General features: G+C 66.5%; 10 protein-coding genes. 2 read left to right on the top strand and 8 right to left on the bottom strand.

The annotated features are described in order from the left end of the window. Positions 1 to 32: 32 nt before the first annotated feature. The 7 genes from KLP40_RS15820 to KLP40_RS15850 all read right to left on the bottom strand — a co-directional run bounded on the left by KLP40_RS15820 (position 33) and on the right by KLP40_RS15850 (position 10,658). Positions 33 to 1,928: a cytochrome-c peroxidase gene (locus KLP40_RS15820; RefSeq protein ID WP_215594815.1), complete on the bottom strand. Its 1,896-nt coding sequence runs from the start codon at positions 1,926 to 1,928 to the stop codon at positions 33 to 35. Positions 1,929 to 2,205: 277 nt separating this feature from the next. Next, positions 2,206 to 3,687, bottom strand: a complete 1,482-nt coding sequence (locus KLP40_RS15825) for a PhoX family protein (RefSeq protein ID WP_215594816.1) — start codon at positions 3,685 to 3,687, stop codon at positions 2,206 to 2,208. A 335-nt stretch (positions 3,688 to 4,022) separates the two neighbouring features. Continuing rightward, complete coding sequence (locus KLP40_RS15830) at positions 4,023 to 6,761, bottom strand: choice-of-anchor I family protein (protein WP_215594817.1); 2,739 nt, start codon at positions 6,759 to 6,761, stop codon at positions 4,023 to 4,025. Between the two features lie 110 nt (positions 6,762 to 6,871). After that, the gene (locus tag KLP40_RS15835) at positions 6,872 to 8,287 is read right to left on the bottom strand and encodes a GH1 family beta-glucosidase (RefSeq protein ID WP_215594818.1); all 1,416 of its coding nucleotides are present in this window, start codon (positions 8,285 to 8,287) and stop codon (positions 6,872 to 6,874) included. Positions 8,288 to 8,416: 129 nt separating this feature from the next. After that, positions 8,417 to 9,427, bottom strand: coding sequence for a glycosyltransferase family protein (locus KLP40_RS15840; RefSeq protein ID WP_215594819.1), 1,011 nt, complete (start codon positions 9,425 to 9,427; stop codon positions 8,417 to 8,419). Between the two features lie 106 nt (positions 9,428 to 9,533). Beyond that, positions 9,534 to 10,412 carry a UDP-2,3-diacylglucosamine diphosphatase gene (locus KLP40_RS15845; protein ID WP_215594820.1) on the bottom strand — a complete coding sequence of 293 codons (879 nt, stop codon included), beginning with the start codon at positions 10,410 to 10,412 and terminating at the stop codon, positions 9,534 to 9,536. 24 nt (positions 10,413 to 10,436) lie between these two features. Further along, complete coding sequence (locus KLP40_RS15850) at positions 10,437 to 10,658, bottom strand: hypothetical protein (RefSeq protein ID WP_215594821.1); 222 nt, start codon at positions 10,656 to 10,658, stop codon at positions 10,437 to 10,439. Positions 10,659 to 10,879: 221 nt separating this feature from the next. Between KLP40_RS15850 and KLP40_RS15855 the strand changes: the two genes are divergently transcribed. After that, a complete protein-coding gene (locus KLP40_RS15855; RefSeq protein WP_215594822.1) occupies positions 10,880 to 11,443 on the top strand; it encodes a hypothetical protein in 564 nt (187 codons plus the stop codon). 80 nt (positions 11,444 to 11,523) lie between these two features. Here the strand turns inward: KLP40_RS15855 and KLP40_RS15860 are convergent, their stop codons facing one another. Next, positions 11,524 to 12,042 (bottom strand): NUDIX domain-containing protein, encoded by a 519-nt coding sequence (locus KLP40_RS15860; protein WP_215594823.1) that lies wholly within the window; start codon positions 12,040 to 12,042, stop codon positions 11,524 to 11,526. A 201-nt stretch (positions 12,043 to 12,243) separates the two neighbouring features. On the opposite strand from KLP40_RS15860, the gene KLP40_RS15865 reads away from it, so the two are divergent. Further along, positions 12,244 to 13,650: a DEAD/DEAH box helicase gene (locus KLP40_RS15865; RefSeq protein ID WP_215594824.1), complete on the top strand. Its 1,407-nt coding sequence runs from the start codon at positions 12,244 to 12,246 to the stop codon at positions 13,648 to 13,650. Positions 13,651 to 13,858: the final 208 nt, after the last annotated feature.

Here is a 13,858-nt window from a genome sequence, read left to right on the forward strand (position 1 = left end):
CCAGCTCCCGCGCCCACGAATGTGGCTCCGCGCTACCGGGTGCCGGCCGTATCGGTGAGGGCCAGCAGGAAGGCTTTGAGGGCGCGCTGGTCGGCGGCGGAGAGGCGGAGCGGGTCGGGCGGCAGGGTTTGGTTGGGCACGTGCAGGCCCCGACCCTGGCCCCCGCCTTCGTTGTAGAAGGCAATAACCTGCTCCAGGGTGCGGTAGGCGCCGTTGTGCATGTAGGGCGCGGTAAGGGCCACGTTGCGCACCGTCGGAATCTTGAAGGAGCGGCGCAGCTGGGGCAGCGGCACCTGGGCGAAGCGGCCCTGGTCGGCATCGAGGCGGCGGGCGCCGGGGGCGGTTTCCACGCCCAGCACCTCCGATTCGGCCTCGGTGAAGCCGGGCGGCACCGTGCCGTTGAACAACGGCGCGAAGTGGCAGGTGCCGCACTTGCCCGCCCCCATAAACACGTTGAAGCCCCGGACTTCCTCCCGGCTCAGCACCGCCCGCCGGCCGCGCAGGTGCTCATCGAAGCGGGAGTTCAGCCGGACCAGGCTCCGCTCGTAAGCGGCCAGGGCGGTCTGAATCTGCACGGGCGTGATGGTGGGCTCCGCTCCTACCTCGCTGCCCGGAAACGCCCGCCGGAACTGCCGCACGTAGGCGGCGCGGCGCTGCAGGCGGCGGGCGGCCGTTTCCAGGGAGCCGTGCATCTCGTCGGGGTTGCCCACCACGTCGGCGGCCTGGTTTTCGAGGGTACCCGAGCGCAAATCGTAGAACTGGCCGGCCTGCAGCGCGGCGTTGAGGATGGTGGGCGTGTTGCGGTGCACGAGGCCGCCGGGCGTGAGGGTGGCGTTTTTGGCGAGGCCGTCGGTGAAGGCCTTGTCGGGCTGGTGGCAGCTGGCGCAGGAGCGGCCCCGGCTGCCTGAGAGCACCGCATCGTGGAACAGCTGGCGGCCCAGCGCCACCCGGGCTTCGGTGCGGTAGTGGCGGGTGGTGGGGGCGTAGAAATCGGGGTTGAAGGCCGCCGAATCGAACAGCGTGGCGGCATCGGGGCGCAGCGCCCGCACCTCCTCAAAGGGCCGGATACCCAGCTGCTGCTGGCAGGCCAGCAGGGCCCGGCCCAGCGGGTTGGCGTAGTCCTTGATAAACGCCAGCCGGTCGAAGCCGTTGAAATCAGGGTGCCGGCGGGCGTACTGCCCGGCTTGCGCCAGCTGCCGCTGGGCGGCGGCGTACGCCTGCCGAACGGCTGCGGGGGCGGCCGGGCCGGGCGCGTAACAGGCCAGGGCCGGCCGCAGGGCGGCCAGGGCGGCGGCCGTTTCGGGAAAGGTGGCGGCCGGGCTCAGGGGCGTATCGAACCCGGTGATGCCCAACGCTACCACCCGGAACACCTGCAGCCGCAGCACGTCGAAGACGTGGGCATCGGTGAGCTCCTGCACCTGCCAGCGGGTGCGGGCGTTGCTGATTTCGCGCTGCACGGCCCGCACCTCGCGCTCCAGCTCGGCGCGGTTGGCGGCGTCATACGTGGGGTAGAGCAGCGTTTCCAGCACCTGCAGGCCGCCGGGCTCGAAGTCCTTGTTTTCGGTTACCTCCACCTCCCCCACGGGCGGCCCGTTCAGCAGCCGGGCCGTGCCGGGCATATAGTACTCGGTGAAAGGTTCCACGCGCTTATACAGCAGCCGGGCCACCCGGAAGCTGCGGCGCAGCGAATCCGGAGAAGCGCCGCGCCGGGCCAGGGGCAGCAGCTGATGCTGCACGTGCCGCTGCAGCCGCGCCAGCTCCCGGCCTACGTGCCGGTGCACGCGCCGGGCGGCGCGGTGGGGGGCGGTATCGGCGGCGGGCGGCGGGGCGGGCGCATCGGTGCGGGAGCAGGCGCCGGCCAGCGCCAGCAGGGCCGCCAGCAGCAGCGGGGCGCAGGTTCGGAGGGCAGTGAGAACAGCGGGAAGCATGGGTGAAAAGCAAAAAGCAGGGCCAGGGCTCGGACAGCAATAACCCTCCGCCGATAACCGGCGAAGGGCTGCGTGCGGAGTAAGCAATACGCGCGTAGGAATAGATTTTTAGCGGAATAAACCGGCCGGCGTGGGCGGGTGGCGGCGGTTCCGTAGCCCAGGGTTTAAACCCTGGGCTACGGAGCAGTTTCGGCAGCCCGTGAGCTTCCTGGACTTCTCCTCTGGCTGCGCCCGGAAGCACGTTCCGGCACCCCGGCCAGACGTTGGGCGGCGGTGCTTAGCGCGGCACACCGCGCACGATGACTACCTGGCCGCCTTCCTTGTTTTTGTTGCGGGTTTCGCCGGAGCCGTCGGCGTTCAGGAACTTGTCGTCCTGCCAGGTGTGGGGGTGCAGGTTGAGCAGGAAGGTGTTGGGCACACCCACCAGATCGGAAATATCCTGCATGGCCCCGTACTCCCAGCTGCTCAGGCGCTGGTCGTTGCGGGTGTTGTACTTGGCGTTGAAGGCCGTTTCCTGGCGGCGGTGGTCCATTTCCAGCATGGGCTTGAGCTGCTTGCTGCCCACGCCGTACTGCCACACGCGGCCGTCGTGGCGGTTGTTGGCGTAGAACGAGTCGCCGTCTTCCTGAACGTAAACGAAGTCCCGGGTCACGCAGATGTTGTCGGGGTTCACGATGCTGTTGCCGGGGTCCGACGCCCCGTCCACGGCCACTTCCAGCTTGCCCTTCAGGGCGTTGTCGGCCTGCAGCGTGAGCTTGTACACGCGGCCCCACATGGTAAAGCCGGTCACGGGCGTCACTTTATCCGACTGGCTCACGCCGGTGGCCGTGAAGTACACCTCCCGGCCCGCGCCGTTGCCGCCCTTGCGGTAGTCCACGTCTTCCACGCGGGCAAACTGGATGGCGCTTTTCGTGACGGTCTGGGCCGCAATCTGGGCGCCGGTGAGGGTTTTGGCGTCTTCGATTTCCACAAACTCCACGTCGTACTGCTGGCCGGTTGCCATGCTCGTCTCGATGGGGTCGCCGGAGGTGCGCTTGAGCACGTAGAGCTTGCCGTTGTCCAGGTCGCCGACGGTGTTGCTCACGTAGGCAATCAGCTGGCCGGCCCCTACCCGGCTGCTCTCATCCTCGCCGATGAGGATGACGGTTTTGCCCGGGAAAGCGTCTTTGGGCAGCGGCACGGCGTTTTCCATCGAGCCCTTGCCCAGGGCCGGCTTCATGCGGCTGCGGTCTTTCTTGTTCACGGCACCCAGCGGGTCGAGGGCGTGCACCATGCTTTCGCCGTCGGTTTCGCCGGCGGTCAGGAACGTCGGGCCGAAGCCGTGCTCCTCGGGCGTGGCCAGCGTGGCCGAGCACAGGCGGAAGTTGCCGCCGTCGCCGTCGAGCAGGTACTCGCCCCTGGTGGGCTTAAAGGTTCTATCGAGGTACACCCTCGACACGGAGAACATGATTTCGTGGTTGTTGAGCAGCACGTAGCCCTCCCCGTTCGGGTTTTTCAGGATGCCCATGCCGTCGGGCTGCCCCCCGAAGATGAAGTTCGGCGACTCCGGCAGCACGTCGTCGGAGCTGATGAGGGGCATGATTTCCAGGCTCTCGAAGCCGGGCAGGGCCTTCACCAGCGCCGGGTTCACGGAGTGGGCTTTCAGCTCGACTTCCGACGCGGGGTTGGATTCGGTTTCGGAGTCGTTGCAGGCGCCCAGCGCCGCGAGCAGCAGCAGGGCCGGCAGCTTGGGCACGAAGGCGTAACGGTTGGCGTACATAGCAGGGAAAAGAGGAAGGTGAAAGGATGCCGCAAAGGACTTTCCCGGGCATTATTTCCGCGTTATCGGCTCGTTACTGAACTGCTACTTTCCGCCACCTAATCAGCTGGCTACGATAACAGTGGCGTAACGCCGCGCCCGTTTGATTTCCCGGAGCGTCATTCCGAGCGAAGCGAGGAATCTCGCGTGCTGATGTTCGGATGCTACCCAGACGGCAGCACGCGAGATTCCTCGCTTCGCTCGGAATGACGTTCTACTACCTCCCCGACCAAACATCAAACGCCCCGACCATAACCGGCCGGGGCGTTGTAATTACCAGCTCCAAGCAGTTGCTGTTAGCGCACCACCAGTTTGGAGCTGGCGCCATCCTCGGCGCGCAGCACGTACACGCCCGGCGCGAGGCCGGCGGTTTCCAGCTGCTGGGCTTTGGTGAGCGTGCGCACCGGGCGGCCCAGCGCATCGTGCAAGGTGCCCGATACGGGACGGCTCAGCTGCACCCGGCCCTGCGTGGGGTTAGGATACAGCTGCAAGGGCGCGGCGCGGCGGCCCTGAGCCGTGGCCGTGAGGGGCCCGCGCGGGCGGATATCGTACACCGAAACTGTGCTGCTGACCTCGTTGGCGAGCAGCAGCAGCGGCTGGCCGGTGGGGCTGTTCGAGCCCGGGATGAACACGACGCCCTCGGGGCCCTGGTCGCCGGTGCCGGCCGTCAGGCTGCGGTTGTTCACGTACTGCACCAGCTGGGGCGCGGCCGGGTCGTTCACGTTGAACACGGCCACCCCGCCGATGCGCTCCAGCGAGACGAAGGCATACACCGTGTCGCGGATGATGCCGGTGGTGACGCCCTCGGGCTCGGGGCCTTTGTCGTCGGAGCGGTTCTTGGCTACCGGCACGCCGGTGGTGTTGCTGGCATTGAAAATGGCCCCGAAGGCGGCGTCGGTGCTGGTAAGGCGCTCCAGCAGGTCGCCGCTGTCGTGTACCAGGGCCCCGGAAGTGGCGTTGAAAATGCTGAACGAGCGGCCCCCGAAGGCGTAGATTTCATCGAAGTCGCCGTCGCCATCGGTGTCGCCGAGCTGGTTGGTTACGTTCAGGCGGCCCAGCACCTGGTTGTTTTTAAGCAAAGCCGCCTGAGGGAAGGCCGTCTCATCGAGCTTGTAGCTGCTGGCCCCCAGGCGGCCGACTTCCGAAAAGCCGTCGTACTCGCGGGCATCGCCCTCGTTGGCCGTCATCAGGTAGCGCTGGCCACCCACCTCAAAGACGGCCAGGGCATCGGGCTGGCGCATACCCTTAATGGGCCAGTTGGCCAGCAGCACGTTCGGGGTCTGGTCGGAGGCATCGAGGGCGAACCCGGGCTGGCGGTGGTCCTGGTAGCCCAGACTGCGCAGGGCGGTGAATTGCCGGGTCGTCAGGTCGAGAGTGGCCAGGGCATTGTTTTCCTGGAGCGTGATGTAGGCCGTACGCGAATCGGCGGACACGGCCACGTACTCCGGTTCCAGATCCTGGGCCACGGAGCTGGGCGTGCCGGCCGGACCTCCAAAAATCCGGATGCCCTGCTGGCGCAGCTGAGCCGCCTGCCCGTTATAGCCCGTAAAGCCCACGGTGGTCACGCTGGCCTGGGTGAGGCCCGCCACGCCCCCGCTGAAATCGATAACCGATACCGAGCCCTCGGGGTCCTGGGTGTAGGCGGCGTTGGGCTCGCCCTCGTTGGCCGTGAGAATGAGCTGGCCATCGGGCGAGAACGTCACCATATCGGGCAGCGCCCCTACCGTTACCTGCCGGAGGAACTTCCCGTCCTGATCAAAGAGCACCACGAAGCCATTCTGCTGAGGCATGGCATTTTCGACGGCGCAGGCCACAATGCCCCCCCGCACGGCCACCGAGTTGATGTTGCCGTAGGGCCGCATATCGACAGATGCTACCGGCACCGGGCTGGCCGGGTTGGCCAGGCTCAGAATATCCAGCTTGCCGCCCACCGAGTTGGCCACGAACAGGCGCTGGCTGCCGGGGTCATGGGCAATGATTTCGGCCGAATTTGCCCCGGCCGCACCATTCTGATAACTACCCAAATGGGTAAGAACTATACTCCGGCTTGGTGCCGGAGCCAGGCCATCGTTATCGTTGATGTAAACCAGCACTTCGGATTTACCGGCTTCCAGATTGGCATTGACGGGGTTCTGCAGGCGCAGGGAAAAGTACTCCGCGCCCTCAGCCAAGGCGTCATCCGTCAGCGGAATAGTGAGCATCTGGTCGGTGAGGCTGCCGGCCGGAAAGGTCAGCGTCTGGGGGGCGGCGTAGGTGAAATCGGTGCCCGCCGTGGCAGTACCCAGGCCGGGCACCAAAGCCACTTCCACGGTGGTAGGGATGGTGGCCGAAGGGTTGGTGATGCTGACCGGAATGCTCACGGTACCGGCGTTTTCGTTTACCACGGCCGAGGCCGCGTTCAGGCGCAGGCTAGGCACCACGGGGGTTGCCGCCTGGCCTATCATCACCTCATCCCAGGCGGCCCAGTCGTCGTTGCCGTTCTGCTTGGCGGCCAGCCGCAGCCGGACGTGGGTCGCCGTAGGCGGCACGGCCACTGCTATGGTCTGGTAGGCCCGGGTGTCTTTGTCTATCTGGACATACGATTTGGTAGCCGGCCAGCCCGATCCGTTGTCGAATACCACCACGTAAGCCAGCGAGTCGGACGCATCAAGGCCATTGCTGAAATACCGGAACGAGACTTCGTTGGCCGCCGCGCTGCCGCCCTGAATAGCTACCGGCGCAAAATCAAGGAAGTGCCAGGTTGCCGCGTCGTTGGTTTGCGGCCCCTGCAGATCACGCATCGCCCACAACGTAGCACCGGCGGCCGGCAGAGCTGCCACACCGGCGAAACTGGTACTGCCTACCGTGGGCAAGGCGGCCCACTGGTCGTTGGCGGCCACGATGTTGTAGGTAGCGGGCGTGGCCGCGAAGGTCCAGGTGTCGGCGGCCGAGCCTTCGAAGCCTTGGCGCAGCGACTGGGCGGAGGCGGAGGCGGAGGCGGTGCCGAGCAGTAGGAGCAGGACGGGCCACGAGGGTTGGAGTAGCGGTTGGCGCATGCCGGAAGAAGTTGGTGAAGGGATGGGCCAAAGCTACCCGTGGCCTATTATGACACCTTTACCAACCCGTTACCGAATAATGATGCCGCTGAACTTCCCCATCCGTAGACTCACCGGCCCGCCCCGGCCGCAAACGCCACCATCTCCCCCGCCAGGAACCGCCCGTACCAGTGACCCGATTCTTTAATGGTGCGCTGCTGGGTTTCGTAATCCACGTGTACCAGCCCGAAGCGGGGCGCGTAGCCCTCGGCCCACTCGAAGTTATCGGTCAGCGACCAGGCAAAGTAACCGTCCACGCGCACACCTTCGCGCCGGGCCCGCAGCACCTGCCCGATGCAGGCCTGCAGAAACGCCTGGCGGGCCGGATCGGGCACCTGGCCCCGGGCATTTACGTGGTCGGGAAAGGCGGCGCCGTTTTCGGTTACCAACAACTGCGGAGCATTTGGGTAAGCCGATACTTTCTTTAACAAATGGTAAATACTTTCCGGATACACCTCCCAGCCCATGTCGGTGGCGGGGGTGCCCCGGCGGCCCGCGCCCACCAGCGCAGCCCAGAGCAGGGGTACGTACCAGGCGTGGCGCACCACCTCGCGGGTGTAGTTCTGCACGCCCAGAAAGTCGAAGTCGAAGGGCAGCCGCGCCTCGTCGCCGGGCCGGATGTAGCGGTCTAGCCAGCCCAGCACCGGCGCGTCGGCCACGGGGTAGCCCAGGCCGAGGGCGGGCTCCAGGAAGAGGCGGTTGAGCAGGGCATCGGCCCGGCGGGTGGCCTGCTCGTCGCGGGCATGACCGGGGCGCCAGGGCGTGAGGTGGGCCCCGGAAAAGGTGGTGCCGATGCGGGCCGTGGCGGGCAGGACGGCGCGTAGGGCCCGGCCCCCTTCGGCCTGGGCCAGGGCCGCGTGGTGGGTGGCGGCCAGAAAGGCCCCGAGGCTGCGGCGGCCGGGTGCGTGCAGGCCCAGCAAATGGCCGGCCCCGGTGAAGGCCATGGGCTCGTTGAGCACCATCCAGTGCTGCACCCGGTCGCCGAGGGCGGCGGCCACGTGCTGGGCATAGTCACTGAACCAGCCCACAATGCCGGGGTTGGCCCAGCCCCCGCGACGCTGCAGGGCGGCCGGCAGATCCCAGTGGTAGAGCGTGAGCCAGGGCGTGATACCGCGCTCCAGACAGCCATCTACCAGGCGGCTGTAAAAATCTATACCCTTTTGGTTAATTCCGCCCGTTCCCTGCGGCAAAATCCGCGACCAGGCCACCGAGAAGCGGAAATTATCTATACCCATTTGGTTTGCGGCGGCCAGATCCCGGGGCCAGCGGTGGTAGAAGTCGGTGGCCACTTCCCCCGTTTCGCCCCGCTTGATTTTGCCCCGGCGCCGCACAAACTCGTCCCAGATGCTGGGCCCCTTGCCGTCCTGGTCCCAGGCTCCTTCGGTTTGGTAGGCCGCCGCCGCCACCCCCCACCGGAAGTCCGGACCGAAATCGGCCCGGGAAAAAAGGGGCGGTGTGGAAGCGGGATAAAACGCGGGGGGTAACATGGCAAAACAAAAGGAGGCAACAAAAAACAGCGGCCGCCGCCCGGCGAGGCGGCGGCAACGACGGGGGGCGCGGCAGCCCGCCCCCGCTGCCCGAGCGGGCCGCAGAGGTTGGCTGGGCCTGCACCGGACCTAGCGGCGGCGCACGCCCGCGGCGGCTTCGAGCAGGAGCTTATCGATAACGGCGGCGGTTTCGTCGGGGTAGTGCACGGGCACGGGGCGGCCCACCTGCAGCCACTGGTCGAGCACGTCCAGGGAACTGTCGCGCAGGTTTTTCACCACCGGCACGCCCATGCCGGCCAGGGCCGCGGCGTTGCAGGCCTGCTCGTACTGCTGTTTCATGGGCACCACCAGCAGCTTCTTGCCCAGGTACAGGGCCTCGGCCGGCGTCTCGAACCCGGCCCCGCAGAACACGCCCGCGCTGCGCGCGAGGCTCTGGGTGAAGGCGGCCCCGCTCACGGGCTTCACCAGCACGTTGCCATGTACCGATTCCTGGCGGCTGTGCTTGCTGAACACCTCCCACTGCACGCTCCGGCTCAGGTAGCGCAGGCGCTCAACCAGGGTGGCTTCCTCGAAGGCGGGCAGATACACCGTGTAGTGGCCGTCGTTGTGGGGCGTGAGCTCGCGCACCTGCCGGCGGATGACGGGCGTGTGGATGTGGGGCTCGTAGCGCTGAAAGTGGAAGCCGTAGTGGCGGGTGGCCGGGGCGTAGTGGCGGAGCACGGCCCGGCCCACGGGGTCGGGCTTGCGGGGCCGGGGGGCGTAGTCGCTCAGCACGGCCGACTGGTGGCTCAGGGCGAAGCAGGGCACGTTGCGCAGCCGGCAGGCCCAGGCCGAGACGGGCTCAAAATCACTGATGACCACGTCGTACTCCCCCACCGGCAGCTCCCGGGTTTCGCGCACGAAGGCGCTGGAGTTGAGCTGCCAGAACGTTTTGGAGAAGCTGATACCGCCCTTCTTGCCGAATACGAACCCCATGCCGTGGCAGCGGTAGCGCACCGGAAACGGCAGCTCAATATCGGCCGGGGGGCCGCTGATGAGCACGTCCACCTGACTGGCGCGCTGCTGCAGCAGCGGTACAATATCGAGGGCCCGGGCCAGGTGCCCGTTGCCGGTGCCCTGGATAGCATACAGTATTTTCATGCGGGACGAAGGGGTTAGGGGAATGATTGGCGCGCCAAAGGTGGCTAATTGTTTCCGTCAGTCCGCACGCCCCTCTTACTCGCAATGTCCCGGGCGGCCTTCGGACTCAGGCCACGCCCATTTCCCGCAGCAGGCCGGCCAGCCGCTCGGCGGGCGGCCGGTCAGCGGGATCCTCCTCCTCCCCGACCTCGCCGCCGGCTGCCGCAGGCGGTTCCTGCAGGCGGGCGTCGTGGTGGTAGCGGTAGAGCTGCCAGCCGGCAGCGGCGGTGTACTCCAGGGCCGTCAGGTTTTCCACCCAGTCGCCGGAGTTCAGGTAGCCAACTTCGCCCCGGGGCGTGGTCAGCGTTTTGATATCGGGGCAGTGAATGTGCCCGCAGGCCACAAAGCGGTAGCCCCGGTCGGCGGCAATGGCGGCGGCGGTCTGCTCGAAATCACTCACCAGACTCACGGCGCTTTTCACCCGGTCTTTGACCGCCTTCGACAGCGCCACCCGGGGCCGGCCCAGCCGGCGCAGGCCCCAGTTCACGAGGCGGTTGAGCAGAATCAGCAGGTCGTAGCCGTGGCTGCCGAGACGGGCCAGCCAGCGCGCGTGGCGCATGGTCAGGTCGAATACGTCGCCGTGGAAAAGCCAGGTGCGGCCGTGGGGCAGGTCGAGGACCAGCTTGTTATCGATGCGCAAAGCCCCGAGGCGGGTGCCGGCGAACTGGCGCAGCAGCTCATCGTGGTTGCCGGTCAGGTAGTGGATGGCGGTGCCCTTGGCGGCCAGGCTGGCCAGGTAGCGCACCACCCGCATGTGGGCGGCGGGCCAGTAGCTTTTGCTGAACTGCCAGATGTCCACGATGTCGCCGTTGAGCACCAGCACCCGGGGCCGGATGCTTTTCAGGTAGCGCAGCAGCTCGGGGGCGTGGCAGCCGTAGGTGCCCAGGTGCACGTCAGAAATCACGCACACCTCGAGGCGGCGGCGGCGAACCGTTTTTTTCTTCATAAAGCGGGGCAAGAGCAACGCAACCTACAGCGCCGGCCGGGTGGCCAGCCCCGCCCGGGGCCGCACGCGGGGCCGGCCCCGGCCCGGGGCAGCGGCCTCATCGGCCCCGTGCTGAAAGTGCAGGGGCAGGCGCAGCGCCCCCACCGAGCGCAGGGCGTAGGCCAGGGCCAGCGCCCCCTGAAACAGCCGATAGGCCAGTGCCCGCCCGAGGCGGCGCAACAGTGGCCGGATAACAGAAGTCCGCATAGGGTCAGGAAGTTAAACCAAGGCAAATATCCCACGGGCCCGTTACCTGGGCGTTACTCCCGGATTATGCTTTTATCAAGGCCGGCCATTAACCCACCGGGCGGGTTTTTCCGTCGAAACCATACCGTTGTTGGCCGAAATCTGCATCCGCGCTCCGGTTATTGCGTACCTTTGCCCCGGCGGAGCCTCATCGGGCCGCTTCAGTCATTTTTCGTTTTTCTATGATGAAGAAACTTATCCTCCTCACGATTCTGGTGCTGGGTACGCTGGCGGCCTCCGCCCAGTATATGCCCGGCAAGCCCCGGAAAAAATACACCTTCCCTAAAAAGGACGAGGAAAGCACCTACGTACTCAACGTCACCAAGAACACCGACGAGGACGCCGAGGTGGACGCCTGCGTGACCCGCGTGGCCTACCTGCCCTACACCGACCTGCTGGCCCAGACCAACGAGCTCAAGCGCATCAACAGCTGGGCCGATACCACCTACCAGCGCAAGCTGGCCCAGCTGCCGGCCGGTGGCCAGCTCACCATCACCATGTACCGCCGCGGGGCCAAGAACGCCGACCCCTCCTACCTGAGCGTGGTGGCCAAAACCAAGGACGGCAAGGAGCTGCTCAACCTGGCCGAGCTGCCCGGGGGCCAGGGCCGCTTCTGGAACCGCGACCTGTATATGAGTAAGCGCGTGATTCCCTTCACCAAAGTGGAAGGCGAGCAGGACGTATTCCTGACCATCAACGACGCCAAAACCCGTCAGGAGTTCGAGTACATCATCAAGGCGCAGTAAGCAGCGGCCTTGCCACACAAAGCCAAGGCCGGGCGCTCCGCGGAACGACCGGCCTTGGCTTTGTGTGGGTGTTACGCCGGTTAGCGGCCCGCCCGCAGCCGGGCCCACTGCACGGCAATGATGGTTTTGGCATCCTCGAACTGCGCGGCGAACAGCTGCTCGGCGGAAAATTCCACGGCCTCGATTTGTTCGTTCTCCTCGGCCAGCCCCCCGCCGGCCCCCGACTGGTGGCTGACCTCGGCGTAGTAGAGGGTGATGACCTCGGCGCTGGTGCCGGGCGAGGGCAGGATGCGGGCAATCTGCTCCAGGTGGTCCACGTCGTAGCCCAGTTCCTCCTGAATTTCGCGGCGGATGGCCTGGGCCGGCTCCTCGCCCGCATCGACCATGCCGGCGGCCAGCTCCAGGATTTCCGCTTCCGGCCCGATGCGGTACTGGCGGGTGAGCACGTAGCGGTGGCTGCCAGTATGGCGCACCAGGGCCGCCACGGCCGTGCCCGGCTCGAACCGTTCCCGCTTTAGCACCTGTGCGCCGTCCTGGACCCGTAATTGGCTGAGTTTGTAGTGGCCGTCGTAGGCTAGTTGCTTGTCGATTACGTGCATGAATTCCGCTAAAAGTAACTCGTAAGGAAAGGTGGCCGGCTATTTGTGGCCGACTTCTGTAGCGGCCGGATGCCCTGCGCCGCGCCGGCCGGCCCATTATACGCCTTTTGCGGCGCTATAAGTTAAAAAACCCGATCTTTGCCGGCTCATTTATTCCCGTGCCATTCTCGCTGCCCTCGGGCGGCTGCTTTTTTTCTTTAGATGTCGTTCGACGAACTCAACCTGATTGAGCCCATCCTCCGTGCCCTGCATGAGGAAGGCTACTCCACCCCCACGCCCATTCAGCAGCAGGCCATTCCGCAGGTGCTGGAAGGCCACGACCTGCTGGGCATTGCCCAGACGGGCACCGGCAAAACGGCCGCCTTTACCGTTCCCATTCTTCAGATTCTGCACCAGACGGCGCAGGTGGAGCGCCACGCGCCCGGCCGCATCCGCTGCCTCGTGCTCACGCCCACCCGCGAACTGGCCATCCAGATCGGCGAAAGTTTCAAATCCTACGGCCGCCACCTGCCCAAGCTGCGCTCCACCGTCATCTTCGGGGGCGTGGGCCAGCACCCGCAGGTGCAGGCCCTCAAGCGGGGTGTGGAAGTGCTCATTGCCACGCCCGGCCGCCTGCTCGACCTGATGGGTCAGGGCTTCGTGGATTTGCGCAACATTGAAGTATTCGTGCTCGATGAAGCCGACCGCATGCTCGACATGGGCTTCATCCACGACATCAAGCGCATCCTGCCCAAGCTGCCCACCAGCCGCCAGACTCTGTTCTTCTCGGCCACCATGCCGGGCCAGATTCAGGAGCTGGCCGGCAGCATCCTGCGTCCCAACCCCGTAAAAGTGGCCGTCACGCCCGTATCGAGCACCGCCGATACCGTGACCCAGGCCGTGTACATGGTGGAGAAGAACGACAAGGCCGACCTGCTCGAACACGTGCTCCAGGACAAGAACATCCGCCGGGTGCTCGTTTTCACCCGCACCAAGCACGGGGCCGATAAGGTCGTGCGGACCCTGGCCAAGGCCAATATTCCGGCCGAAGCCATCCACGGCAACAAGAGTCAGAACCACCGGCAGCGGGCCCTGGCCAACTTCAAGGCCGGCTCCACCCGCGTGCTGGTGGCCACCGACATTGCCGCCCGCGGCATCGACGTGGACGAGCTGACCCACGTGATCAACTACGAAATCCCCAACGAGCCCGAAACCTACGTCCACCGCATCGGCCGCACCGGCCGGGCCGGCGCCGACGGCACGGCCCTCTCCTTCTGCGAGGATGAGGAGCGCGCCTACCTCCAGGACATTCAGAAGCTCATCCGCCGCCAGGTGCCCGTGGTGCAAAGCCACCCCTACGCCACGTCGGCGGTGCAGCCCGTACCGCTCACGGGTGGGCCGCCCATCAAACGCCCCAAGGGTCCGGCCGGTCGGCCCGCCCGCCCGGGCCGTGAGGGTGGTCCGGCCGGTGGCGGCCGGGGCCGCGAGGGCCAGCGCCCCGCCGGTGGTGGCAGCCGCGAGGGTCAGCGCAGCCAGACCAGCAGCCAGGCTGGGCGCACTGATGGGCAGCGCAGCCCGGCCGGCGGCGGCTCCGGCCGCGGGGGTCGGGGCCGCGGCGGCAACCGCTAGCGGTGGGCCGGCGCCATGCGCCATCCATTCTGAAACACGCATCCCCACCGTTGGCTTGTTCCGGCCGGCGGTGGGGATACGCGTTTCCGGGCTGGCCGGGCCGGCTCTGCTCGGAAGTTGGTGGGCGGAATCCTATCTTGGACAGGGCAGCCAAACAAAATGCCCGCTCAGCCGCTTAGTAGGCTGTGTATCATCCGCTCCGGCGGCT

Origin of the sequence: Hymenobacter piscis, assembly GCF_018760735.1 — a bacterium.
GTDB lineage: Bacteria > Bacteroidota > Bacteroidia > Cytophagales > Hymenobacteraceae > Hymenobacter > Hymenobacter piscis.